The organism is Microbacterium sp. SORGH_AS_0454 (assembly GCF_031453395.1).
Lineage (GTDB): Bacteria > Actinomycetota > Actinomycetes > Actinomycetales > Microbacteriaceae > Microbacterium.
Genome location: NZ_JAVIYS010000001.1, coordinates 1,954,420 through 1,979,736 on the forward strand (window position 1 = coordinate 1,954,420; position 25,317 = coordinate 1,979,736).

Here is a 25,317-nt window from a genome sequence, read left to right on the forward strand (position 1 = left end):
GAAGGAGCCGCCGCCTCTCGGGATCGCTCAGCTCGCGCGGGTGCGCGGGCGACGCATCGCCCAGCCGGCCGCTCCGGCGACCAGCAACATCGCTCCGAGCAGGGCGACACCGAACGGAGCCTGAGCCCCGGTCGCGGCGAGGGTGCCCTTCGCGGAGACCGTGACGGGCAGCCGCGCGATCTCCGACCCGTCGGCGGCCCACACCACGATGTGGTGCTGGCCCGTCGGGAGCGTCGCCGGGATGCGCACGTCGAAGCTCACGCGTCCGTTCGCGTCCGCGACGGGGATCCCCGTGATGCGGATCGGATCGCTGCGCAGCTCGGCCGTGACCTGCTCGCCGGGGGCGAGACCGCTCACGTTCACGCGCACGACGCCACCACGCTCGACCGCGTTGACCGACGACGTGGCCGTGCGCGGCGTCGCGGTGCCCGCCGTCGGCGAGCCGGTACCGCTCGCGGTGGGCGAGGCGGTGCCCGACGGGCCGGGACCCGCCGTTGCGGTCGGCTGCGGGCCGGCGGTCTCGGTGGGTTCCGGGCTCGCGGTTCCCGTGGGCTCCGGGCTCGGCGCATCGGTGCGGACGACGGCGACCGTGTAGGTCGTCTTCGTCCGGTGATCCTGCGCGTAAGCCTCGAGGGTGAGCGTCGGGGTGCCCTCGCCGAGGGTCACCGTGCGTACCTTCGCGTCGTCGATGAGGATGCCGTCCGCGAAGACCAGACCGCTCGGAACGGCCGGGTCGGCGTCGAACGTCACCTCCGTGCGACCCTTCGGCACACTCAGCGTGTATGTGGTCGTGGTCCCGTCGAAGGCGGGCGAGAGCGTTCCGCCGTCGAACGACAGATCCGTCAGCGCCGACGCCGTTGCGAAGGCGGTCTGCGTCGCCGTGAACACGCCGTACACGCCACCGACGAAGCTCGACCCGTTGCTCTGGAACCGCACCGTGACGACGGGGATCTTCTTTCCCTCGGCATCCAGCACGTAGCCCCCGTTGGCATCCTTCTTGTATCGGTCCTTCGCCTCGGTGTCGGCCAGGAACGACGCGGGGATCTCGTCGTACTGCACGTACCACTGGTCCGACCCTGCGGCGTTCGTGATCCGCTCGCTCTTGAGCTTCTGATCGTTCACGTAGACGTCGAAGGTGCGTCCGTCGTCGCCGCCGTAGTAGCGCACGCCGAGGTGGTTCTTCGGCGCCGAGGGGTCGATCTGCAGGTCGTACTGGAAGAACGCCGCGGGGTTCGCCTGCGCGTCGCGATAGCCCATGCCCCGCCAGACGCCGACCTGCGAGAGGTTCGTCTTGTAGCTCTTTCCCGCCTCGCTGTTGTTGTTGTCGAACGAGACCAGCGAGTCGACCGTGGTCTCGTCGATGCGCAGCTGCTCCTTCTCTTTGCGGATCATCGCCTGAGCGGCGGCGGAGTCGGGCTCGATGAGGTTCATGTACAGGCCGTAACGGACGTTGTACATGCTGTAATACGGCTCGAATGTCAGGGCGGCTGCGGCGCTGTCGACGTTCTTCAGGCCGAACCGCATCACCGACCGATCGTTGTTGTCGAGACCGTTCTCCAGACGCACCAGGTTGGCGGCGATGTTCTTTTTGAAGTCATCGACGTTCGACACCAGCACGTTGTTGCTCACCGACTTGTCGGCCACGCTCATCTGCACCAGGATGCCGGCCTCGTACGAGGCGTCGACGTTCGTCGAGCTGAGCGCCGTCGAGAGCACGATCGGGCCGTACCGGAAGGCCACCCAGTTCGGGTTGCCGGCGTCGGAGTCGACCGTGACGGAGGCGGGGAGGGTGTACACGAGCTTGTCGCCGGCGGATACCGGAACCACGAGGTATCCGTTCTCTCGGGCGACGTCGACGGTGTTGCCGTTCACCGTCAGCGTGGGGTTCGGCGACCAGTCCGGCACGCGCAGACGCAGGGTGGTCCCGCTGGCCAACGCGCTGCCGTCGAGCGACGCGACGGAGAACTCCACCACGTCGGTGTTGGGGACGTCCGCCGTCTGCGTCAGCTTCAGGTTCTGCTCGGGGGAGTCGAGCTCCGACGAGCGGAACATGTTGACCCACACCGAAGTGCCCTTGTGGAAGTAGATCGAGTCGCCGAGCTTCGTGAAGCTCTCGGTGGCGGTGCCGTGATCGCACCAGAACTCGTCCTCCTTCTTGCCGAAGACCTTGGCATAGCCCGCGGTCTGGGGCTGGAAGTACGTCATCATTCCCGTCTCGGGGTTCTGCGACGCGAGGATCGTGTTGATGTACGTGTTCTCGTAGTAGTCGGCGTACTTCACGTCGGGGGCGACGCGGAACAGCGCTCGCGTGAGCTTGAGCATGTTGTACTCGTTGCACCCCTCGACCGTGGAGTTCTCGCCGTAGCCGCTGGTGTTGCCGTTCGTGGCGAAGTCGTACAGGGTACCGGGCTGTTGGAAGTGCTCGGAGTAGCTGTTGCCGCCGCCCACGTAGGAATGGTCCTCGACCACCATCGCCCAGAAGTTGTCCGCCGCCTGTCGGTACATCCCGAGGTCGGCCTTCTCGGCGTCGCTGAGTCGGGCGTACAGCGTCGGGTCGTCGGTGAGGACCGTGTACCGCTTCAGCGCGCCGATCAGCTTCGGGATCGTCGTGTTCGCGTGCTTGCCGGCGAGGACGTCCTGACCCGCCGCGAGCTGGCGGAACAGCGTCGTCTCGTCGAAGTACTGGGCGGCCTTCTTGTGGTTCTCATCCATCGAGATGCTGTAGAGGTCGTACAGGGCTTCGTTCATTCCGCCGTACTCGGTGTTGAGCAGTTCACCGGGGTTGGCCTGACGAGATCCCCAGGTGTTCAGCCAGGTTCCGAACTTCTCGGCCACGGTGAGCGCCTCGTCTCCGACCGCCTCGGGCGCGTATTGGTGCGCCTTGAGGAGTCCGGCCAGCACCTTGTGCAGGTTGTAGAACGGCACGATCAAGCCGTCGCGACCGCCGGGCAGGTACGACACCGGGAACGGTGAGACGTAGCCGGCGTTGTCGGGGTCATTCTGCGCGTAGGCGTCCTGTGCCGCTTTGAGCCCGTCGACCGCCGTCGTGAGCTTCTCGAGCAGCTGCGCCTTGCGTGCGGCATCCGTCTCCGTGGCGTACGCCTGCGACAGCGCGGAGAGGAAGTGGCCGAAGAAGTGCCCCTGGAAGCGCGCGCCGGTGGTGCGCTCCCACCCGCCGTAGGGCTGGGCCGTGGTCGGAATGCCCGAGAGCTGGTCGAAGGAGTAGAGGAAGCGCTTCGGATCGAGGGTCAGCAGCCAATCGACCATCTTCGTGTGGCTGTTCTGCAGGTAGGGGTCTGCGACGAAGACCTCGTTGAGATCGGTGTCGTCGACGTACAGCGAGGCGGTCGATCCCTCCGCCGGCACCGTGACCGTGAACGTCTTCGTCCGGGCGGTGCTGCCGCCGTAGGTGGCGCTGGCCGTCAGGGTGACGGAGGAATCCGCCCCCTGCGGGCGGACGACCGCGGCCTGTCCGGCCTGGACGGCGATGACGTCGGCGTTCGACGAGGTCCACGACAGCTCGGATCCGTTCGCCGTCGAGGTCGGCACACCGAAGTCTGCGGTCGCGGTCGTGGGGACCGACACGGAGTCGAGGCCCTTCTGCGCGATGGTCGAGGGGTCGAAGGTGGGGTCGTTCTGCCGTTGGAGGGCGACGACGTCCGACGTGGTGGCGACGGCGTCGTAGAGCGTGTAGTCGTCGAGGGCGCCCTGGCTGTACGCGCCGTTGTGGACGACTCCGTTGAAGCCGATCGTCTTCTCGACGTCCGTGGCGCCGAGCACGCCCGAGGCGTTCGGGCCCACCGGGACGACGACCGTCGAGGTCTGCTTCTCGCCGTTGCGGTAGAACGACACCGCCTTGGTGGTCTTGTCGTAGGTGACGACGACGTGCGTCCAGGCGTCGCTCGGGAAGAACGCATCCCGCGTGCCGGTCACCGCGACCTTGTAGGGCTGGTTGTTCCCGGGCCCCACGGAGAGCGCGAGCGGGGTATTGGGTCCTTCAGAGGTCAGGTACCACCCGTCGGTGAACCACTCGCGCTTGTTCCAGGTGAACACCTGTTCGGCATCGCCCATGCTCCCGTCGGGTTTGAACCAGAAGGAGGCGGTGAGGTTCTCGGGCTGCAGGGAGGGGGACGTTCCCAGGCCCAGCGCGTCATCTCCCGAGAGCTTCAGCGCCCGACCATCGATTCCCGCGGTGTACTCGGCCGCCCCTCGGATCATGGAGGTGGGGTTCCCGCGGGGGCCGCTGTCGGCGATCGAGTCGTCGAAGGGGAGGTCGAGGACCTTCGAGCCGTCGAGCCCGGTGTCCGCCGAAGCGACGAGCGGCGTCGTGAGCGCCACCGCCCCGCTCGCGACCATGAGGGCCACGGCACCGAGCGCGACCGATTTTCGGATACGGGACATGCTGTTCCTTCCTGCGGCATCGCAGAACGAGGAAGTCGGGCGTGCGGCGGAAGGCGTCGAGGCCTTTCACGAAAGGGGGCCGGACCTCCTGGCGGAGCGTCATTGCGCGGCGACGTCTTCGTCGCCTGAGGTGATGTTAGCGCTCACAGAGCGGGGCCGAAAGAGCTATCTCGGGCACAGTTACCTGATCGTGACGGCAATTCGTCCATTCACCGCGTCGTCAGATGAGAAACCGATGAGAAGGATCTCTGCGCCCTTCCTGCCGGCTCGGGAATGCGTTTACTGTCTCAGGACGCGACACCGACGTCGCGGACCATTCGAAGGAGAGTGACCATGCAGCACGCATCCCCCCGTCCCCGTGCCCTCGTTCAGCGCATCGTCGTCGCGGCCGCAGCGCTCGCCGCCGTCATCGCCCCCTTGGCGGCGACCTCGACACCTGCCGAGGCGGCCGGGCGCATGACCTACACGCTCTATACCGAGGCGAACCCCACGGCCGACCAGGCCGATGCGTACGACCGCATCCGAGCGGCGATGGATGCCGCGGTCTCGCGCTACAACGAGTTCAGCGACTTCGACCGGCACCTGAACGTCTACTACGTCCCCGGGGTCCCCACTGCCGAGGCGAGCATCGACGGGACGATCCGGTTCGGCGAGAATCGCGGCTTCATGCAGGAGCGCACGGCGCTCCACGAGATCTCGCACACCGTCGGCAACGGCACCGCCAACGCCTGGTACGCGATGTGCCAGAACGGGCAGTGGACCGGCCCCAACGGCAACGCGAAGCTGGCCGAGTTCGATGGAGCCGGGGCCGTGCTCAACTGCGGAGGGTCGCACATCTGGCCCTACGGCCTGAACTACGACAACGAGATGTCCGATCTCAACGCCGACCGGCACGTCCAGCTGATCTGGGCGATGATCGCCGACGGCATGTGAGTCCCGGGTCGAGCGTCGCCTGGCGGCCCCTCCCGCCGGGCGACGCTCGACCTCAGGCGCACCAATCGGGCCGCGTGCCCGAGAGCTGCGTCTCGATCTCGCCCGACTCGGCGTCGACGATGCGCGTCGAGCGGCCCACGCGGTCGGCGCGTGCGGGATACCCGTCGATCGGCGCTGCCTCGGGTGCGCTTCCGACAGCGAGGTGTCGGCCGCTCGGTGAGGCACACACCTCCTGGAGACGTTCGCCGCTCCCCGCGACGGCGAGCGGGACCCCTGACCCGTCTGCCGTCGACCGTGTGATCTCCTGGCCGGTCCACGTGAGGACGGACGTGGGGGAGAGCACGAGACTGCCGAGCGTCGAGGTGGCCGCGGGGGCCCCGGTGACATCCGTCACCGACCCGTTCGTCAGATCGAGGACCGAGGTCGCGGCATCCGACGACACCACGACCGACGTCGTCCCCGGGAGGATGCCGCGCAGATCGCCGAGCTGGCCGAGTGCCCGCGGCGGAGCGACCCCCGTCCCATCCACGAGGACGAGACTCCGGTCGGCGGCCTGCGCCACCAGGTAGGCGCTGCCGGGCACGAAGAACCACGCGTCGGTGCGCAGCGGCATCCCGTCTATGCCGTGCACGGCGCGCGGCGCGGAGTCTTCCGCCGCCGGGTCGGTCAGAAAGAGCGTGTTCGTGTACTCCGTCGTCCCATCGGCGGAGGGACCGGTGAAGACGTACCCGACTCGACCGGCGTCGGCGGATGCACGAAGGAGTCGGATGTCGCCTCGGCCCGGCGCGGGAAGGGTGGCTTCGACACCCGCATCGTCGACCGTCTGCAGGCGTGCGCCTCCCTCCGGGGCGAGCACGAGCGCCACGACCCCGTCCGGAGTGTCGGCGTATTCCTGGATGCGCGGTGCCGACAGCAGAGTGGTCTCCGTCCCGCGTGACAGGTCGTGACGGACGACGCGGTCCGGGGTGTCGTCGACTCGGTCGAATACCCCGCCCCGCTCGAGGACGGTGACCGTGTTCGAGGGCGTCGTGAAGGTGTACTCCACCGCGCTCGTGGCGCCCGTGGCCCGTGATCGCAGACCCGGGGCGACGATGCGGTACGCCGTGTCGAAGTCGAGCAGATCGGTGAAACGTACCCGGACCGAGGCGCCGTCGAGGTCGATGTCGGCGGGCGCCGCGGGTTCGATACGCAGCCCCTCCATCGGGGAGGAGTCGAGCGGTTGGTCGGTGCGCAGGGTGAGCGTCAGATCGCGTTGAGAGACGGTGAGCGAGACATCGCCGGTGACGGCGCGCAGGCGGGGCCCGCGATCCAGGGCCACAGCCGCCATCGCGACGCTCGCGCCGACGAGGACGAGGACGACGATCGCCGCGACGACGAGGAAGCGGCGCCGCGTACGGCGGGGTTCACGAGAGGTAGGGATCATCGGGTTCGGGCACCTCCTCGATCGTGTCGGGACGGAGCACGGTCGCGCCGTCGTCGTCGGTGAAGGTTCCCGCGACACGGACCCAGGCGCCGGTCTCGACGCCCGCGGGCAGGGCGGAGCGCTCGATGCGGACCGCGAAGAGCTGGGCGTCGACCGTGCAGCAGGTGACCGCGTAGCGGCCGATCCGCGCGGTGTCGGTTGCGGCGTCGAGAAGGACGAAGCCGGTCACGTCGGCCTGCTGCCCCACGAGATCGGATGCCGTGGATCCGGCGCCGAGTATGGTGGCCCAGTCGCGCAGCGAGAACCTCGTGGGATCGCTTCCCACCAGTGAGGGCGCCGCGACATCGCCTCCGCCGCTGGTGGCGGCGGTGCTCGTGAGTGCGCGCTCGGCACTCAGCACGGCCGGCGGCGCGACGAGCAGGGCGAGGGCAGCGACGACGACGAGGGTCCCGCTCACGGCGGTGGCGAGAAGACCGCGGCGAGGCGCGTGATCATGGCCGTGATCGTCGTGCTCCGGCGCTCGCCGCGCGAGCGAGAACCACACGGCCAGAGCGAACAGGGCCGCTCCCACCAGCGTGAGGACGACGGTGAAGACCACGTACCGCGGGTGGATGTACAGCGTCAGGTTGCCCCGGGCGGCGAGGGCGAGGGTGCAGAGCACGCCGATGCCGCACAGAATGAGCCCGGTCCACCGGGAGAGGAACTCAGACAACGAGGTTCACCGCCAGGCCGATCGTCACGGCACCGAGGGCGACGAGAAGGGTGAGCCCCGCCAGTGCGCGCACGCGGAAGGTCGTGGACAGCATCGCGAGCATCTTCACGTCGATCATCGGCCCGAACACGAGGAAGGCGACGAGCGCTCCCGGCGAGAAGGACGACGCCAGCGAGAGGGCGAAGAACGCGTCGACGTTGGAGCAGATCGCGATCACGAAGGCGAGCACCATCAGCGCCAGGATGCCGACCACGGGGTGCCCGCCGATCCCGGTGAGCGTCTCGCGAGACATCGCGACCTGGATGATCCCCGCGATCGCCGCGCCGAAGAAGAGCGCCGGCAGCATGGCCGAGACCTCGTCGCGGAACATCCCGGCTGCTCGCGCGAGAGAGGCCGGTCGGCGGGCGGAGGGCGCGGCGGCGCAGGTCGCCGCCCACGCGGGGGCGAGAAGGCGCTCCGGTTCCGGGTGCAGGCTCACCACCCACCCGACGAGGTTCGCGATGACGAACCCGCCCAGCAGCCGCGACACCAGGATGCCGTCGTCCCATCCGAACGCCTGATAGGTCGTGATGAGGGTCACCGGGTTCACGATCGGAGCGGCCAGCAGGAACGTCACCGAGTCGGCGACCGAGAACCCCCGCAGCATCAGCCCGCGCGCCAGGGGCACGTTGCCGCACTCGCAGACGGGGAGCACCACTCCCAGCAGCGACAGCACGGCGCGGCGGGCTACACCCCGGCGGGGGATCACGGCATCCATGATTCTCGTCGGCACCCACAGCTGCACCGCGATCGAGATCACCACGCCCAGGAAGACGAACGGCAGGGACTCGATCACCACGCTCGCGGCGAGGGTGATTCCATCCGACAGCGCGCTGGGCAGGGGAGTGTCGGCGCCGATGGTGACGAGTCGCACGGCCGCGGCGGCGACCACCACCGCCGCGATGACGAGCAGGGGGCGTCCGAAGGGCCCCCGCCCCGGCTCGGCCGGGGCGGAGACAGCCGGGGACGTGCGGTTGCTCAGCTGCCCCGAGGGGGCTCTGCTCATGACAGCCGTCGGCGGCGCAGCGCCCGCACCGCGACCCCGGCCAGAAGTGCTCCCGCGCCCAGCAGACCCGCCGCGAGCGCCACGTCGGCGCCGGTCTTCGCAAGCGACCCGGCGGCGACGACCTCGACGCCCAGGCGACTGAAGACGCCTCCGTCGGCGCGTGCGATCTCGAGGGTGTGTGCGCCCGGGGCGAAGTCGGCGGGGACGACGACGCGGAAGGCCACACGACCGGAGGCATCGGCCACCGGAATGCCGGCGATCGGCAGCGGAGTGCTGCGCAGGACGGCGGAGATCTGCTCGCCGGGGTTCAGCCCCGTCACGGTCACGTCGAACGACTGGCCCTGCGCGACGCGCGTCGCGCTCGCGGTGGCGACCGGGCCGGAAGCGCCGGGGGAGGGCTGTGCGGTGGGCTCCGGGGAGGGCGAGGGGCCGCCCGCGGGCAGGACCGTGACGGTCATCGTCACCGTGCGCAGGGCCGGCAGCACCTGCTCGTCCTTGCTCATGTCGAGCACGGGTCGATCACCGGCGGCCCAGTGGACGCGTCCGATGCGGGTGTCGCGGCCGTTGCCGGCCACGCCGTCACCCCAGGTGTGGAAGACGTAGAGCTCGTTCCCGTCGTCGTCGGTGGTGACCGCTCCGTGGCCGGGGCCCTGGGGATAGGTGAGGTAGTCCCACACCCCCTCGGGCATCGGCACGCTCTTCATCAACGGGGTGTTGTACTTGTGCCAGCTGTCGATGTTCATGAGATCGCTGTCGAGATCGGCCCAGACGCCGCCGACGACGTAGCGAGGGCTCACGCCGTCGCTGGAGTAGATCAGGTAGATCCTGCCGTCGCGTTCCATCGCGAACGACCCCTCGGCCAGGCGCAGCTCCCACGAGAGCGACGGCGAGATCACGGGCTTCGCCTCGCCGACGATCCGGGTGGGGTCGGCGGGGTCGACCTTCGCGATCCACGTGAGCGGGTCGCCGAAGCCGGGGGAGGTGAAACGCTGCGACCACGTGTAGTACGCCTGCCCGTTCGCCTCGAAGTACGTCATGTCGAGGCTGATGTTGCTGTAACCCTCGCGGCCCAGGGGCGTTCCGTCGGCTTCCAGGACCGCGGCGGGCTTCGACCAGTCCGCGGGGTCGGCGGGGTCGCCGCCGTCGCGGAGCTGCATGATGTGCGATTGCACGGTGCGCCAGTCGGCGCCGTCGTTGGCCTGCGCGTCGCCCGAGTTGAAGCACGGCGAGAACAGGATCGACAGCTTCCCGCCGATCTCGTGGATCTCGGGTGCCCAGTAGCACCCGGCGATCGTTCGACCGTCGGTGGTGGTGTCGCGCCGTGTCCAACGGTTCAACAGGTCGACCTCGCGCTGGGCTCCGCCGGCGGCATCGGAGAGTCCGTCGAAGGTGTCGGAGACGCGGATGGGCAGGTGGGCCGAGGCGATGTTGTTGTTGTTCGTGTCGTCGGTCGCGATGAACAGATACTGCGTCTTGCCCGCGCGCTCGTAACGGTAGATGGTCGGGTCGGCGCGGTTGGCCGCGAAGGGAACGCTGTAGTCCTTCTGTCGGACGGTGCCCGTGACGGTGACGGTGCCCGAGGTGGCCGCCCGGGCCGCCGCGAGCTCGTCCGTGTTCCAGTCGACGGGGAGGGTCGCGGTCGACCCGTCGCTGTACGAGAGGTCGGCGCGCGTGCGGTCGAGGTCTTCGCCGGCGCCCGCCGCGATCGTGGCGGGGGCGACCGTCACCGCCGTGTTGACGACGCGGTCGTAGCGTGCGGCGAGGGCCGTCGCGATCGTCCCGCTGACGGGCAGGATGCCGCCGGGCTCCGCGTTGGCGACGCGTTCGGCGAACGAGCCCCAGCCGGGGTCCGCGACGCCGATGGGGGAGCCGACGACGACGTCGCCGCGGTTTCCGGCGGAGACGACGCGGCTGCGTGTGCCGTCGTCCTCGGGGTTGAAGGGGTCGGCAACCTGCTCGGTGCGGGCGAGGTCGGTCACGGTCGTGTATCGGGCGGTGCCCGAGGCGTCGGTCCACGACACGAGGTAGCGCTGCTGGGCCGAGTCCCACACGGCGCGCGGAGAGACGACCCCGTCGGTCGTCCCGAGGTCGATGGTGCCGAGCTCGGCGAACTGCGAACCCCGATCATCCTCGGCGCGGAACACGAGCGCTCCGCCCTGGGCCGTGGCATCCCGTGCTCCCGACATCTCGACGCGGGTGGCGAGGAAGCCGAGTCGGCCGTCGGAGAAGAAGAACGGCGAGGGGGAGCCGATGCCGCGTTGCTCGACGTTGTCGAGACCGACGTGCTCGCCGCGGGCGAAGACCACACCGTAGTTGTTCTGCAGGGGCTGCGCGGTGTCGGCCGACGTGCCGACCGCGAGGTGGATGCTCCGCGCGACGGTGTCCTGATTCGCGTCGTGGTCGTTGGTGGGTGTGCGGGTGTACGCGACGAGGCTCTGCGCCGTGGCGGGATCGAGCACGGTCACCGTGAAGGTCTTCGAGAAGGTGGTCGTGCCCCAGGCCGCGGCCGCGGTGACTTCCGCGGTTCGGTCGCCGGAGCCCGGGTTCACGAGCGCCCCGTTCGAGACGGCCGCGCCGCTCCAGCGCAGGTCCACGCCCGCGACGCTCGGAAGGGAGGTCCCGGATGCCACGACCGGCGGCACGACGAGCGAGGCGCTCAACCGCGCCGAGAGGTCGGCCGCGGAATCGGCTCGCACGGTCACCTGCACGGGTGCGCCGATCGCTGTCGCCCCGGCGAAGGCGGCGGTCGGCGTCAGCGTGACGGTAGCGTCCGACAAGCCCGGCGCGGGCCGCGTCACCCGGCCGTCGGGTGAGACGACGTCGGGGGCGCTCGACGCCCAGGACAGGGTCGAACCACCGCTGCCGACGCGGGGAAGCGCGAGATCCGAGACGACGTCGGAGGTGTCGCCGAGCTCGACGGCGGCGGCGTCGGCTCGCGCGATCGCTTCTGCCGCGGGGGCCGCGATCTCGCGGATCTGTTCGGTGCCGAGCGCTCGGCGATCCACGCGGACGTCGTCGATCGCCCCCGCGAAGAACGGGTCTCCGGGGTAGAGCGACTTGCCGATCAGCCCCGAGAACAATGACGATCCCACGGTCGCGGCACCGGTCGCCGTCGTCGCGGTGGAGGCCACGGCTTCGCCGTCGACGTAGGTGGTGACGCGCTGTCCCGACTGCAGGGAGACCGCGATGTGGCTCCACCGGTTCGATGCGGCGGGGCCGTTACCGGTCGCCCGCTGCTCGGTGCCGGACTTGACGGCTCCGATCAGGTTTCCTCCGCAGCGCGGGGTGGCGAACAGGTATCGCTCGTTCGAGCTGCCGAGGCTGTAGGCCCACGAGCACTCCTGCCCGCCCGACCACCGCATCCACGCCGAGATCGTGATGTCGCCCGTCGTCGTATCCGTCAGGCCTGGTGCGATCTCCACGAAAGCCGCCCCGGACGTCGACGAACCGCCCGGTAGCGCCAGCGCACGGTCGGAGCCGCCACGCGGGCCGGTGACGATGTTCGCGCCGGTACCGCGCACCGTTCCGGCGTGGGCCCCCGCGGCATCCGGGATCTGCGCTCCCGCGGCGATGGGCCCGGTGGGAAGGGCGTCGAAGTCGTAGACGAGTGCGGCGGCGGGAGCCTCCGCCTGGGCCGGAGCGATGCCGGTGACCAGTCCGGTCCCGACCAGGGCGACGGCGAGGGCGAAGGCGGCAGGACGACGTGAACGCATGCGGGGGAGCCTTTCGGGCGTACGGCGAAGCGTCTCGTCCGGGTCGCCGGCGAGGCGACCGGACCGCACGTCGTCGTGGCGGTCCGGGCCGGTAATGCGGTTTCCGGCCTGGGTCGCGACCGACATTAAACAATGAGCGCAGGTAAGCGCAAGGCACATGTGAACCTTCACGTCGTGACCGCATCGATGCTTGACCGCCGCACGAGCGCCTTGTACGGTGCTTCTGAGTGTGAGCGCTAACACAGCGCCGACTCGAAAAGTCAGCAGAGCTGCTGTCCTTTCGTATTCGGTGAACGGCGCCGCATCGCCCGCCCGTCCCCGCATCCGAACGGAGCGTCCTGCCCATGCGCGTCCCCCGTCTCCTCGCCGCCACCGCCGTCGCCGCCGCGGTCGCCGCGTCGACGTTCGTCACGGTCCCCGCGGCTTCGGCCGCGGCCGTGCCCGAGCCCGGCCTGCACTACACCTTCGACACCCTGAGCGGCACCCTCGGTGCCGGGGCGGCGATCCCCGACACCGGCACGCGGTCGCCACGCGCCGACGGCGTGGTTCAGAACGGCGGCATCACGATCGTTCCGGGCGTCACGGGCGCTGCGAACGACAAGGCCATCCGCCTCTCGGGCGGTCGCAACGACGCCGATGCGGTCGCCTCGTACGTGACGCTGCCGAACGACGTCGTCGCCTCCACCGATACGGCCCTGACCGTGAGCCTCTGGACGAAGTGGGAGGGCGCGGGCAACGGCTCGTGCCAGCTCGCTTTCGGTCTCGGCCGCTCGACAACGAAGAACGTCTTGGCCTCGACGAGCTGCAACGGCACTTATGGGGCGGTGTCGGACGGTTCCGGCGAGCGTCGCGTCGGCAACGGCGGATCGGCCCTGCCGGTGGGGCAGTGGGCGAACGTCACCCTCGTCTTCCAGCCCGGGCAGCGGCTCACCTACTACGTCAACGGGCAGCTCGACGGCGCGGATGCCGACCTCACCGGCATCACGCAGACGATCGACGCCGCACTCGGTCAGAACGGCGTGGGCGGCTATCTCGGGCGCTCGTTCTGGGACGACCCCTACTACGTCGGGGCGATCGACGACGTCCGCATCTGGAACAGCGCGCTGTCGGCCGACGACATCCGCTCCGTCGGAGCAGACGGATACCGCGCCGTGCTGGCATCCGACTCCGTGTCCCTCGGAGACACCTCGAGCGTCGATCGGGATCTGCAGCTGCCGGCCAGCACCGAGGCTGGCTCTTCGGTCTCGTGGGCGACGAGCGACGCGGCCGTGGTGGCCGCCGACGGCACCGTCACGCGCCCTTCCGCGAGCGTCGGCGACACGACCGTGCAGCTCACCCCCACCCTCACCCTCGGCGGTCAGACGCGCGTCGCCTCCCCCATCGCGGTGACGGTGCGCGCGCTGTCGGCCACGGAGCAGGACGAGGCCGTCCGCCAGGTCGCCGACGCCCTGCCCTCGCAGGCGGGGCTCTCCGGTGACGTGCGCGGATCGATCACCCTCCCCGACACGGGCGCAGATCTGAAGCGCACGTTCTCGTCGGGGCAGGCCGGCGACGTCGAGATCTCGTGGTCGTCCTCGAACACCGCGGTCGTCACCGACACCGACTCAGGCGTCTCGCCTGACGTCGTGGAGAAGGGCCGCGTCACGCGTGGTGACAGCGACACGGCGGTGACACTCACCGCGACTCTGCGCCTGGGTGAGGCGACCAGGACCGTGCAGCTCCCGATCACCGTTCTCGCCGCGTCCGAGCACACACGCGAAGACGACGAGGCGTACATGTTCGTGTACTTCCGCGACAACACGATCGACGGTGAGAAGATCCGCTTCGCCGTCTCCGAGGGAAACGACGCGCTCAACTGGCGCACGCTGAACAACGCCAACCCCGTCCTCGAATCCACCCAGGGCGACATGGGCCTGCGCGATCCGTTCGTGCTGCGCTCCAAAGAGGGCGACCGGTTCTTCCTCCTCGCCACCGACCTGTCGGCCGCGCGCAAGGGCTTCCCGACCGACAACGGCAGCCGCTACCTCGAGATCTGGGAGTCGACCGACCTCGTCAATTGGGGCGAACAGCGTCACATCGAGGTCTCACCTCCCAGCGCGGGCATGACGTGGGCGCCCGAAGCGCACTACGACCCCACCATCGACGCCTACGTCGTGTACTGGTCGTCGCGCCTGTTCCTCGATGACGCGCACACGCAGGAGGACGGCAACGGTCCGCAGATCCTCATGTCCACCACGCGCGACTTCGTGACCTTCACGCCCGCCGTTCCGTACATCAAGTCGGGCGACATCGAGGGGCTGCGTAAGACCAACGCCGGCCTCATCGACACGACCATCATGGAGCGCGACGGCACGTACTACCGCTTCACGAAGGGCACCGAGCAGACCGCCTGCCGCCCCGACATCGTGGCCGAGAAGGGCACCGACCTGCGGGCCCCGTCGACCTCGGGGGAGTGGAAGAAGTTCGACACCTGCCTTTCGGCGAACGCCGGCCTGCCCGAGACCGAGGGTCCCTCGGCCTTCCGCTCGAACCCCGGCGACATCAACGGTGACCGCAACTACGTGCTCGTCGACTGGTACGGCGGAGTCGGGTACATCCCCCTGTACACCGAGTCGCTGGAAGACGGGAAGGTCGACTGGAAGGTTCCCGCGAAGTACTCGCTGCCGCCCTCCCCGCGCCACGGCGTGGCCTTCGGCATCACCCGCGAGGAGCGCGACCGCCTCATCGCGAGGTACAACCCCGAGCAACTCGTGACCTCCGTCGAGCCGTTGTCGTTCGACGTGGCTCCGGGCACCACCTCGGTGGCTCTGCCGGCGACGGTGAAGGCCGCCCGGTCCGCGGGCACGATCGACATCGGCGTCACGTGGGAACAGCAGGACCTCTCGGCCCTGAAGGCTCCGGGCGACAGTGTGCAGATCCGCGGAGCGCTCGACGACGGCTCCGTGACCCCGGCGATCGCCACCGTGACCGCGGTGGGTGGCTCGGTGGCATCCACCTCTCTCTCGATCGGCTACGACTCGCGCGCGCTCGCCGTCGGGGCGACCACGTCGCTCACTGCTGCGGTGGCGCCCGCGAACGCCGACCAGAGGGTGACGTGGACCTCGAGCGCCCCCGCGGTGGCCTCGGTCGACGGATCGGGGAAGGTGACCGCCGTGTCGGCCGGCACCTCGACCATCACGGCCGAGACGACCGACGGTCGCACGGCGACGCTGACGCTGACGGTGGTGAAGGCCGAGGCCGATCTGCTGCTGCGCTACAGCTTCGACGGAACGGATGCCACGACCGACGGCTCCCGCGTGACCGACGTCTCCGGACGCGGGCACGACGCCACGATCCGCGGCACGGGTGCCACGATCGCGGCGGGCGCACGCGATGCGGCCGGGGACTCCGCCCTGTCGTTCCCGGGCGGTCGATCGGGCTCGAGCGCGGCCTACGCGACGATCGCGGGAGAGGTGGTGCCCGACGGCACGCGTGATCTCACGGTGTCGACGTGGATGAAGTGGGATGGCGCCGCCCCCTGCGAGTGGCCGTTGTCGCTCGGCTCGAGCACGACCAACTACCTCTTCACCAGCGCTGACTGCGGGGGCGTGGCCGCCGCGATCAAGTCGGGCTTCACCGAGAACAAGTCGGGCGCAGCGGCGCTGCCCACCGGTACGTGGGCGCAGGTCACCCTCGTGCTCACGGGTAAGAAGACCCTGGCCACGTATGTCAACGGTGCGAAGGTCGCCGAGATCGCCACGATCTTCGACGCCTCCGATCTCGAGGCATCCGGCGGGATCGGCGGCCTACTGGCCAAGTCGCAGTACGGGGCGGACAACTTCTACGGCGGCGACCTCGACGAGGTCCGGGTCTACGGACGGGCACTGGATGCCACCGAGGTCGGCACCCTGTTCACGAAGGGAACCCTGGTGACCGAGGTGACTCCCTCGCCGGAGCCGTCTCCCGACCCGTCGACCTCGCCGGACCCGTCGGTCTCTCCCTCGCCGAGCGCCTCCGCGCCCGGCCAGCCCTCGGCGTCCCAGAGCCCGTCCGCGGGCCCGACGGCAACGGCGAGCTCGACGCGCGTCGAGCAGGGTGGGTCGTTCACGGTCTCGGTGACGGGGCTCGCGGCGGGCGAGCAGATCAGCGCGGTGCTCAACAGCCAGCCGCTGACGATCACCGGCATCCCGGCCGCGGACGCTCGCGGCGCGGTCACCTTCCGCGTGACGGTTCCCGCCGACTTCGCGACCGGCGCGCACACGTTGGTGATCACGCGGGCCGACGGCTCCACCCTCTCGCGCCTCGGCGTGCAGGTGGTCGCTGCCGGAACCCTGGCCCGTACCGGCGCCGAGCTGCCCTGGGGCCTCGGCCTGGGCGCGTTCGCGCTGATCGCGGCGGGCGCGGGGGCTGGTGGTGCTGCGGCGTCGCTCGCGGGTGAGCTGATGGCTCGGTCGTGGGCCCCGTCATTCGGGCGGGGCCCACGATTGCGCGTGCGGGTGGGTTACGCCCCACACGGGAGTGGGGGATGGGGGGACTCATGGTCAATGCGTCGGGAAACGGCGGGCGCGTCACCGACGTTGCTCGTGTGCGCCTGTCCACGGTGCCGCCCGAGTTCCGGTTTCGCGCGGTCTCGTCGATCGGGATCATGCTGTGCGGGCTGACCCTCGGCATGCTGATGACCTTCCTCCCGTTGTTCCGGCAGGAGCCGTCGACTCCGCAATGGCTTTGGCTCATCGGCAGCGTGACGTTCGTCGCGTACGTGCTCTGCATCCAGGGAATCTCGCTCCGCCCCGTCCGCGCCGCCTCTCGTGAACGGCTTCCTTCCTCGAGCGAGGCCGCTGTGCTCCTCACGGGCGTGACCGTCTCGCACTGCTCGGAGTCGGCGGGTGCGGCCAACCGACCTCCCGACAAGCCGTCTCGAGGCTGGCTATGGCTGGGCGAGGGAACGCTGACGGTCGCGAGCATCGACAGGACACTGCGTATCGTTCAGCCGTCCGACGTGGTGCGTGTGGCGCGCCTTGACGTGCTCGGCGGATTCTTCTTCGAACCGCAGCTCATGATGTGGCTGCGGGATGGCACCATCATTGAAGCCCAGCCCACCCGATACGGCGTGACGAGCATGTTCCCCTACGGCCGCGCCCGGACGAACGCACTCGTGCACCGCCTCGAGGACTTCGCCGGCATCGGCGGTCCACACGGTCCTTCCGCTAGGTGAATTCGACTGGCGGTCCTGGGTAGTCGGGCGGGGCCCACGGCGTTAGCGTGGAGTGGATGCCGCTCGCCCCCCCCGACCGGGAGATGGATATGACGACGGACCTCACCGCGCGATACGTCGGTAAGCCCGTCCTCCGGCTTCTCGACGCGTACGTTCTCGACGCCCTGGGTGCGTTGGACGAGCGCACGGCCCGCGCGAACGAAGAGATGGCTCCGAAGCTCATCGCCGCATTGAACGTTTCCGCATAGAACTGGCAGCAGGCCGTCGAAGTCTCGGTGGAGATGCCGCCGAGCTCGGCAGAGGAACTCCGGGTGAAGTGGGAGCAGTACGTGCACGAGGCGCTTGCCGCTGGCGTCACGCCCGACGTGCTCGCGTGGACGCACAAGATGGTCGACGTGCGGTTCGATCAGGACTGACTCCTCGCCCGAAGAGAATCGACGCGAAGCAGCCGCGACCGCAACTTCCCTGAAAGGCCCTCTGTCTGAGCTAGCGCGGCGTCCATTGCCACCATCGCGCGTGATGCTCGCCTTCGTCGACGCGGAATTCTCTTCCGCAGATGGTGCACTCGCACTCGTAGGTCACTGGCCACCCGGAACGATCCTGACTGAGCATTCTCACGTGACCGCGGTCCTCTTCCCTCGTCGGGTCGAAGGCGAGGAGACGCCGGTAGTCGTCGCACCAGCACTTCCATGCGCGGTAGTTCTGCACTTTGTCGAGGGCGTGGACCAGGGCGTCTCTGTTCGAGAAGATCATCCCGCCGAGTTCGATGTTCGCTGTAGCCCGTTCGATCGCGGGAAGCGCGAGACGGAGATGCTCCAGCACGTTCTTGTCGCGCGTACCGATGATGTCCCACGAGGCCTGCCAGATGCGCTGTGGGTCGCCGGAGAGAAAGTTGGCGAGGGGGTCGGCCATCGCGTCAGACTATGGCGGCGAGCACCCGGTGGGGAATCCCCCCTCGCGCCCGTCGGCGTTCTGAGATCTCGACGAGCACCGCTCCAAGGAACGGGGGCGGGGATGCGACTCCTGAGGCAGGAGCACTCGTACATCGCTCTAGGTGAGTTTCGAGTGTCGCTGACGTGGTGGGGCTCGTTCAGTGGTATTGAATAAATCAGGCAGGGGCTCCCACCTCCTTGAGCTGGCCGCAGCGGGACCTGGCCGGCGTCCGGGTGCACAGCGAAGTCTGCCTCGGAAGGCTCGGCAGCTGACTGACGACGAGAAGATGGCCGTCGTTGAGGGGTACGAACGGGGCGAGCCGATCGCGGACCTGGCCGCGAAGCTGGGTGTCCATCGGACGACGCTCGACAATCTGATCAAGCGTCTCGAGCTCACCCGCGAGGATCCGGAAGCCGTCCTTCCGATGGTCAGGGACGAGATCGTTGAGTCGTATCGAGCGGGAGAGACGCTTGCAGCTATTGGCAGTCGACATGGCTTCAGCCTGAACAAGGTGCAGCGGTTGCTGGTCGCGATGGGGGAGGCGATCAGGGCTCGTGGCCCTCAAGGTACCGCACCAAAGTGGTCAACCGGACGGCCACGGGAGCTGTGTCGACCTCGGACTACTCGTACCCGACGGCTGGAGCCGCGCGACCGCACGCAGTCACCTCAGTCAGCGGCTCTTCTGCAGATGGCGCTGGCTCTTACGGGTACGACCAGGCGGGCAACATGACGTCGCGCCCGGGGCAGACGGTCACGTTCAACGAGTTCGGTAAAGTCTCGACCGTGACGGTGGCCGCTTCCAGCGTGACGCAGTCAAACGTCTACGACGCGTCCGGCAACCTCCTCCTCAGAAACAGCTCCGCCGAGGGCGTGGCGCTCTTCCTCGGAGACACCGTTCTGACCCAGGCGCCCAATGGGGGAGCAATCCGCGGTGTTCGCACCTACGCCGCCGCCAACGGGATCCCGGTAGCCGAACGCTCCGCAACAGCAGGCGTGGCCGGAACTGTCGTCACCTGGCTATTCGCTGACATCAATGGCACCGTCGACACTCAGACCGTGGCAAAGACCGGAGTCACGACGAAGCAGTATCGCGATCCGTTCGGTATGCCCACTGGAGGCACATCGGGCGTCTGGGCCGACGGGAACGGCTATCTCAACAAGCCCCTGACCGCGTCGACCGGGCTCACCAGTATTGGAGCCCGTAATTACGACCCGAGGCTTGGGAAATTCATATCGGTCGATCCGGTCGTGAATCCAAAGAAGCCGCAACAGAATTCCGGTTACGCATATTCAGGCGGTAATCCTGTGACGTGGAGTGATCCCTCAGGACTCGCCTTCGACGACTGCTCGGTTGTCCGGGGCTGCTTAGGGGCGCCTCGCTCGAGGCCAGCGCTTAAAAGCACTGTCACATCGCCTAGCAGTGCCGGCACAGCCGGGGGATACCAGTCCCGAGCGTGGGACAACTTATCCAATTCGCGCCGCGGCCCAGGTATTAGTTTCCCGGCACCGGGTTCTAAGCCGTCACCGCTGAACAGCCTCGGGTACCCCCAGGGTGGCCGGCCGGCGGCTGCAGCAGGCGCGACTGGGCCGAACGAGACCGGGCGCATGTTCAACTGGACCGACAGCCTTTCCAAACTTGCGAACAAGTGGGGAGTTCCACTAAAAGACGTGAAAGATGCTGTCCACGGAGTCAAAAACGATGGAATGCTAGGTGGGCGCCGAAGTAACCCCGACGTTGAGGTGGATACCGAAACGGGGGACGTTAGGATCAAGGGTGGCGATGGCGACGTGATCGGGAATGTCGGCGAATACTTGAACCCGTCTATGTCTGCGCCGCCGCGTGTAGTGCAGATAGACTGGGGGACAACGATCGGTGCGGTCATCATCGGTACAGTCGTGGTCGTGGGGGGCATAGTTTCCTCCCCGGCGCAGGCGGCGTTGGGCTAGGAGTGAGATTGAAATTCGTCACGGGCACTGTCTTCGCCAAGCTCACAGATGCAGTCACCGATATCCCAGAAGGATGGCACCGCAAAGGAAAATCTTCGCTCTTTGCCTTCTCGCTCGATAAAGAATTTGGGGACGAGCGTACTCTGAACCTTGACGAGTCATTGTCTCAAGCGGTCTCGTCGCTGCCGTCAACCGTGCGCGCTGACGTCGCACTTTGGCTGCGGCCCGAGATGGGGCTGGGGGCAACTGAAGTGTCGTTCGATTCCAGCATGCCGTCGGAGAGCGGTCTTGAGTCAATTTGGGTTGAGATCGAGCGTCGAGGGCCAGGCTCGGGCCCGGACGAGATCCTTCTGTACAAGAAAGCAAGCGATGGTGGTAGAGGGCTGATAGGAAAAGTTTCCACTTCCAAGGCGCATGTTCGTCAGGAATGGTTCAATTCATTTGTCGCTAATCTTGATCCCTGCAATCATGTTGAGGTAGAGCTGCGATCCCGCAGCGGAGGAGCTGGAATTGTTTTTGACCGCGAAGTTCTGCGGCTACTTGATAAACGCACGGTTCACGTGACGGTCTCGGCAATCACAGAAGCGCAGCGCTAATTCATGCCAGGGGTTAAACCTTTAGGTGCGGTGAGGTAGGTTGACGTAATTTACCGCCCTAAACTCTTCGCGGCCCTCGCCAACTTGCCGTTGGGGCTGCGATCAAACGGCGCATCCTTGAAGCCTTCTTCTCGCGTCTGTGGCTGGAGGGCGAATCGCACCAAGTGAGCGCGCACGGTGAACTTTACGAGCCAGTAGCGCTCATCCAGACAGCGGCCGCTGAGTGGGTGGCAGCCAAAGCAAAGAGCGCCAGCGATACCGCTGACGCTCTCGACTCCACCCCAAGTAATTACTATCTCTGGGCAATTTGTTCGAGTAAGACAAGTCTGGTGGGCCCCGTGGGGCTCGAACCCACGACCCGCGGATTAAAAGTCCGATGCTCTACCGACTGAGCTAGAGGCCCTCGCCGACAAGCCTACCGGCCTCGAGGGGGCGTTCGTGCTCACCGGCGTCGACGCGACACGATCCAGAACAGATACGCGCCGCCGACGACGGCCGTGAGGAGCCCGACGGGAATCTGCAGCGGGGCCAGAGCGCGCTGGGCGATCACATCGGCGACCAGCAGCACCGCCGCGCCCGTGACGGCGGAGCCGACCAGAGGTATCCCACTCGAGCCCATGGCCCGTCGGGCGAGCTGCGGTGCGGCCAGGGCGATGAAGCCGATGGGCCCGGCGACGGCCGTCGCCGTCCCCGTCAGAAGGGCGGCGACCACGATCAGCGTCAGGCGCGCGCGGCGGGTGCGCACACCGAGTGCGATCGCGGTGTCGTCGCCGAGTTCGAGAGCGCGGAAATCGCGGTATACGGCGAGCAGCACGAGCGACAGGATGCCGATCGAGGCGAACAACAGCGCGACGTCGTCGAACGAGGTCGCGGCCAGGCTCCCGTGCAGCCACTGCGTCGCATTGCGCGCGATCTCGAGGGGAGCGCGGGTGAGCAGATAGTCGTTGACCGCCGAGAGCAGGGTCGACAGGGCGATTCCCGCGAGGATCGTCCTCTCTCGTGAGACGCCGACGCTGCGGGCGATGGCCATGACGATCACGATCGTGAGCAGCCCGCCCATCCACGCTCCGGCCGCGGGAGACGCCGACGGAGCGATGAGTGTGAGACCGACGAGCGCACCCGTGGCGGATCCGGCGCTGAACCCGATGATGTCGGGGCTCGCGAGCGGATTGCGGGCGAGGGTCTGGAACACCGCGCCGGCGAGCCCGAGGGCGGCGCCGATCGCGAGGGCGGCGAGCACTCGCGGCACCCGCAGCCCCACCACCACGACCGTGGTGCGCCCATCGCCCTCTCCGGTGAGAGCGGATGCCACTTGCTCCAGCGACGCGTGGAAGGAGCCCGTCGTGAGGCCCACGGCGGCGGCGATCGAAGCCACGACCAGGGTCGTCACGAGGACCAGGGCGTACCGGCGACGCCTCCGGGATCGAGCGGACGTGCGCAGGGGCGTTCCCAGGCTCACGGTGTCTTCGTCTTTCGCAGGATGAGCCACAACAACAGCGGGGCGCCGAGGAAGGCGGCAACGATCCCGGCCTCGACCTCACCCGGAAGAGCGATCACGCGTCCCAGCACGTCACTTGCCAGGGTCAGGGCGGCGCCCGTGACGGCCGCGAGGGGGAGTGAGACGCGCACGGATCCGCCGACCGCCCCGCGCACGGCGTGCGCCACGAGCAGCCCGATGAAGGCGAGGGGGCCGGCAGCCGAGGTCGCGGCGGCGCAGAGCAGGGTGATCGCGGCGCCGGCGCCGAGCATGATGAGCGCCGGAGAGACACCGAGTGAGCGGGCCAGGTCGCTTCCGAGCTGCAGCTGATCGAGGCCGCGTGAGACGAGAAGGGCCAGAACGACGCCCGCCACCGCGAACGGGAGGAGTTGCGCGGCCACGTCGGGATCGCGCCGCTCGAACGAGCCGACCGCCCAGAAGCGGAACGACTCGAAGGTGTCATCGTCGACCAAGGTGATGATCCGGACGACGGCGCCGAGACAGGCGCTGAGCGCGACGCCCGCGAGAACGAGGCCGATCGCGTCGTCGCGGCGGTCCCCTCGAGCCGCCAGGTGGACGAGCAAGGACGCTCCCGCCGCACCGGCGAACGCGAACCAGACGTACCCGCTCGCCGTCGCGACGCCGAAGAACCCGATGGCGACGACCACTCCCAGAGCGGCCCCCGCGTTCACACCGAGCAGGCCCGGGTCGGCGAGGGGGTTTCGTGTGGCGGCCCGCATGAGCACTCCCGCGACGCCGAGGCAGGCCCCGGTGAAGATCGCGGTGAGCGTGCGGGGCAGGCGCAGCTCGTAGACGATGACGCCCACGGCATCCCGTCGATCCGTGAGAAGGGCGGACCACACCTCGGAGGGCGCGAGAGCACGCGACCCCACCGCGAGGCTCGCGAGGATCAGAAGACACAGGATGCCACCGACGGCGAGGGTGATCGAGAGAGCTCGAGCACGCGAGGAGCGTCGTCGGCGTCCCGGGAGAACCACGCCCGGGGCGACGGACGGGTGGACGTCGAGCATGCGGGTAAGGATAACCTAACCCCGTGACTCTCTTTCGTTTCTCGTCCCACCGTGCCCGTTTCCGTCTCCGGCATGTGCTCGCCACCGGGGTCGTCGCGACCGCCCTGGCCCTGGCCGGGTGCGCCGGCCCTGCGACGGGGCCCTCGACCGTGGATGCCGAGGCGGGCTCCACCGGGCAGTGGATCGTCTCGCGAGACCTCGAACCCGGGATGGGCTCGCCCGAGGCCGATGGCGTCTTCCCCCGCGAGGTGACCCACTTCGCGGGAACGACGAAGATCGCCGCCGAACCCCAGCGCATCGCGGTCGTATCCACGGGGCAGCTCGACGCGCTGCTCTCGCTCGGGCAGGTGCCCGTCGCCGCAACCCGCGCCGAGAACAGCGGCCTCGTGCCGCAGTACCTCCGTGAGGCGCTTCCCGACAAGGCGGCGGCGCTCGATGCCATGGCCGATATCGGCGAACGCACCGAGCCCGACCTCGAGGCGATCGCACAGGCCGCCCCCGACCTCATCCTGATCAACTCGACCCGGGGCGCGCAGCTCTACGACGCCCTCTCCGCCATCGCACCGACCGTCGTGACCAAGGGCAACGGCGTCAATTGGAAGAGCGACTTCCTCCTCATCGCCGACGCCCTCGGGGACGAGGAGGCCGCGCGCGGAGTGCTGGACGACCTGCAGGGCGAAAGCGCTGCCTTCGCCCAGACGCACCCCCGCCGGCGAGCCCACGGTGTCGTTCCTGCAATCGACCGGCGACCGCACCCGCATCATGGGACTGCCGTCGTTCGCGGGAGGTATCGCCCAGGACCTCGGCCTGGGGCGCCCGGCGTCGCAGCAGTTCGACGAGACGTCGCAGGAGATCAGTGCCGAGCAGATCGACCTGGCCGATGCGGACCGCGTCTACTACGGCGGAACCGGGCAGGGGCGGAGCTTCATCGAGAGTGCCCCGCTCTGGCCGACCCTCGGCGCGGTGGCGGACAAGCGAACGGTCACTGTCGACTTCGACCCGTGGTTCATGAACGCCGGGCCGATCGCCGCGCGTCTCGTCCAGGAGGAGATCATCCGGACCGTCGGGGACTGACGAACCCCGCAGACACGAAAGCGAGCGCCGGACCCCCTCGCCTGGGGTCCGGCGCTCGCCGTCAGGATCGGTCGATCATCGACCGCTCGGAAGCGCGGATCAACGCGCGTCCGGGAATTACATGGTGGGGGGCATCAGCACCGAGTCGATGAGGTACACGGTGGCGTTGGCCGTCTGGACGCCACCGCAGATGACGTTGGTCGAGCCGTTGACGGTGATGGCGTCACCCGAGCCGGCGACGGTGACGTCCTGGCCCTCGACCGTGGCGTGCGTGCCATCGATCTCGCTGGGGGTGAGCTGGCCGGGGATCACGTGGTACGTGAGGATCTTGGTCAGCGTGGCGGAGTCGGTCTTGAGTCCGTCGATGGTCGCGGCCGGGATCTTGGCGAACGCGTCGTCGACCGGGGCGAAGACGGTGAACTCCGAGCCGTTCAGCGTGTCGACGAGGTTCACGTCGGGGTTCAGCTGGCCGCTGACGGCCGCGGTGAGCGTCTTCAGCAGCGGGTTGTTCGAGGCGGCGGTGGCCACCGGGTCAGCGGCCATACCGGCAACCGAGCCCGAGCCCGAGGGAACGGCGGCGGCGTAGTCGGCGCAACCGGGGCCGACCAGGTTCGCGGCGGGGTCCATGGCGCTGGACGACATCGACGGCGATGCCGACATCGAGGGCATCGAGCTCTCTTCGGTGGTCGAGCCACCCGAGGTGGTGCCGCCCGAACATGCGGTGAGGGCGAAGGCCGAACCCAGAACGAGGGCGAGACCAGCGACAACGGGCTTCTTGTTGGTGAGCATGACATTCCTCCGAAATCATCCGGATCGCGTCTGCGACCCGTCAGGGACA

The 25,317-nt window shown here is 68.5% G+C and carries 17 protein-coding genes, 1 tRNA gene and 1 pseudogene; 9 read left to right on the plus strand and 10 right to left on the minus strand.

The annotated features are described in order from the left end of the window. Window positions 1–27: 27 nt before the first annotated feature. Complete coding sequence (locus QE454_RS09055; RefSeq protein WP_307456005.1) at window positions 28–4,401, minus strand: beta-L-arabinofuranosidase domain-containing protein; 4,374 nt, start codon at window positions 4,399–4,401, stop codon at window positions 28–30. A gap of 333 nt (window positions 4,402–4,734) precedes the next feature. On the opposite strand from QE454_RS09055, the gene QE454_RS09060 reads away from it, so the two are divergent. Next, entirely contained in the window at window positions 4,735–5,334 is a 600-nt protein-coding gene (locus tag QE454_RS09060; protein ID WP_210073697.1) for a hypothetical protein, read from the plus strand. A gap of 52 nt (window positions 5,335–5,386) precedes the next feature. Here QE454_RS09060 and QE454_RS09065 read toward each other — a convergent pair whose 3' ends face one another. The 4 genes from QE454_RS09065 to QE454_RS09080 are packed head-to-tail and all read right to left on the minus strand — an operon-like array spanning window position 5,387 to window position 12,227. Further along, entirely contained in the window at window positions 5,387–6,757 is a 1,371-nt protein-coding gene (locus tag QE454_RS09065) for a hypothetical protein (RefSeq protein WP_307456003.1), read from the minus strand. After that, window positions 6,738–7,469, minus strand: coding sequence for a TIGR03943 family putative permease subunit (locus tag QE454_RS09070; RefSeq protein ID WP_307456000.1), 732 nt, complete (start codon window positions 7,467–7,469; stop codon window positions 6,738–6,740). The genes QE454_RS09065 and QE454_RS09070 overlap by 20 nt, the downstream gene beginning before the upstream one ends. Further along, the gene (locus QE454_RS09075) at window positions 7,462–8,514 is read right to left on the minus strand and encodes a permease (RefSeq protein WP_307455998.1); all 1,053 of its coding nucleotides are present in this window, start codon (window positions 8,512–8,514) and stop codon (window positions 7,462–7,464) included. The genes QE454_RS09070 and QE454_RS09075 overlap by 8 nt, the downstream gene beginning before the upstream one ends. Next, the gene (locus QE454_RS09080) at window positions 8,511–12,227 is read right to left on the minus strand and encodes a LamG-like jellyroll fold domain-containing protein (RefSeq protein ID WP_307455996.1); all 3,717 of its coding nucleotides are present in this window, start codon (window positions 12,225–12,227) and stop codon (window positions 8,511–8,513) included. Before QE454_RS09080 ends, QE454_RS09075 begins: the two co-directional genes overlap by 4 nt. A 344-nt stretch (window positions 12,228–12,571) precedes the next feature. On the opposite strand from QE454_RS09080, the gene QE454_RS09085 reads away from it, so the two are divergent. From QE454_RS09085 to QE454_RS09095, 3 genes are read left to right on the plus strand one after another with little or no spacing between them, the layout of a single operon-like run. Then, window positions 12,572–16,867: a LamG-like jellyroll fold domain-containing protein gene (locus tag QE454_RS09085; protein WP_309668594.1), complete on the plus strand. Its 4,296-nt coding sequence runs from the start codon at window positions 12,572–12,574 to the stop codon at window positions 16,865–16,867. An 8-nt stretch (window positions 16,868–16,875) separates the two neighbouring features. Beyond that, window positions 16,876–17,421, plus strand: a complete 546-nt coding sequence (locus QE454_RS09090) for a hypothetical protein (RefSeq protein ID WP_309668595.1) — start codon at window positions 16,876–16,878, stop codon at window positions 17,419–17,421. 56 nt (window positions 17,422–17,477) lie between these two features. Continuing rightward, a complete protein-coding gene (locus QE454_RS09095; protein WP_307455990.1) occupies window positions 17,478–17,669 on the plus strand; it encodes a hypothetical protein in 192 nt (63 codons plus the stop codon). A 238-nt stretch (window positions 17,670–17,907) separates the two neighbouring features. On the opposite strand, the gene QE454_RS09100 is transcribed toward QE454_RS09095, so the two are convergent. Beyond that, window positions 17,908–18,333: a hypothetical protein gene (locus QE454_RS09100; RefSeq protein ID WP_307455987.1), complete on the minus strand. Its 426-nt coding sequence runs from the start codon at window positions 18,331–18,333 to the stop codon at window positions 17,908–17,910. Window positions 18,334–18,640: 307 nt separating this feature from the next. Between QE454_RS09100 and QE454_RS17275 the strand changes: the two genes are divergently transcribed. Genes QE454_RS17275 through QE454_RS09115 form a run of 3 tightly spaced genes read left to right on the plus strand, consistent with a single transcriptional unit; the run spans window position 18,641 to window position 20,897 of the window. Then, complete coding sequence (locus QE454_RS17275) at window positions 18,641–19,084, plus strand: hypothetical protein (protein ID WP_210073715.1); 444 nt, start codon at window positions 18,641–18,643, stop codon at window positions 19,082–19,084. Continuing rightward, window positions 19,081–20,301: an RHS repeat-associated core domain-containing protein gene (locus QE454_RS09110; protein ID WP_210073716.1), complete on the plus strand. Its 1,221-nt coding sequence runs from the start codon at window positions 19,081–19,083 to the stop codon at window positions 20,299–20,301. Before QE454_RS17275 ends, QE454_RS09110 begins: the two co-directional genes overlap by 4 nt. Window positions 20,302–20,309: 8 nt before the next feature. Further along, window positions 20,310–20,897, plus strand: coding sequence for a hypothetical protein (locus QE454_RS09115; RefSeq protein WP_210073718.1), 588 nt, complete (start codon window positions 20,310–20,312; stop codon window positions 20,895–20,897). Between the two features lie 327 nt (window positions 20,898–21,224). Here QE454_RS09115 and QE454_RS09120 read toward each other — a convergent pair. The 3 genes from QE454_RS09120 to QE454_RS09130 form a co-directional block, all read right to left on the minus strand. After that, window positions 21,225–21,300 (minus strand) — tRNA-Lys (locus tag QE454_RS09120). Between the two features lie 39 nt (window positions 21,301–21,339). Continuing rightward, complete coding sequence (locus tag QE454_RS09125; RefSeq protein WP_307455980.1) at window positions 21,340–22,356, minus strand: iron chelate uptake ABC transporter family permease subunit; 1,017 nt, start codon at window positions 22,354–22,356, stop codon at window positions 21,340–21,342. Further along, window positions 22,353–23,405, minus strand: coding sequence for an iron ABC transporter permease (locus QE454_RS09130; protein ID WP_309668598.1), 1,053 nt, complete (start codon window positions 23,403–23,405; stop codon window positions 22,353–22,355). The genes QE454_RS09125 and QE454_RS09130 overlap by 4 nt, the downstream gene beginning before the upstream one ends. Window positions 23,406–23,614: 209 nt before the next feature. Here QE454_RS09130 and QE454_RS17280 point away from each other — a divergent pair. Both QE454_RS17280 and QE454_RS09135 read left to right on the plus strand, forming a co-directional pair. Further along, window positions 23,615–24,055, plus strand: a pseudogene (locus tag QE454_RS17280) (ABC transporter substrate-binding protein); the annotation flags it as partial. Between the two features lie 73 nt (window positions 24,056–24,128). Continuing rightward, window positions 24,129–24,479 (plus strand): hypothetical protein, encoded by a 351-nt coding sequence (locus tag QE454_RS09135; RefSeq protein ID WP_309668599.1) that lies wholly within the window; start codon window positions 24,129–24,131, stop codon window positions 24,477–24,479. A 117-nt stretch (window positions 24,480–24,596) separates the two neighbouring features. Here the strand turns inward: QE454_RS09135 and QE454_RS09140 are convergent, their stop codons facing one another. Next, the gene (locus QE454_RS09140; protein WP_210073724.1) at window positions 24,597–25,268 is read right to left on the minus strand and encodes a fasciclin domain-containing protein; all 672 of its coding nucleotides are present in this window, start codon (window positions 25,266–25,268) and stop codon (window positions 24,597–24,599) included. Window positions 25,269–25,317: the final 49 nt, after the last annotated feature.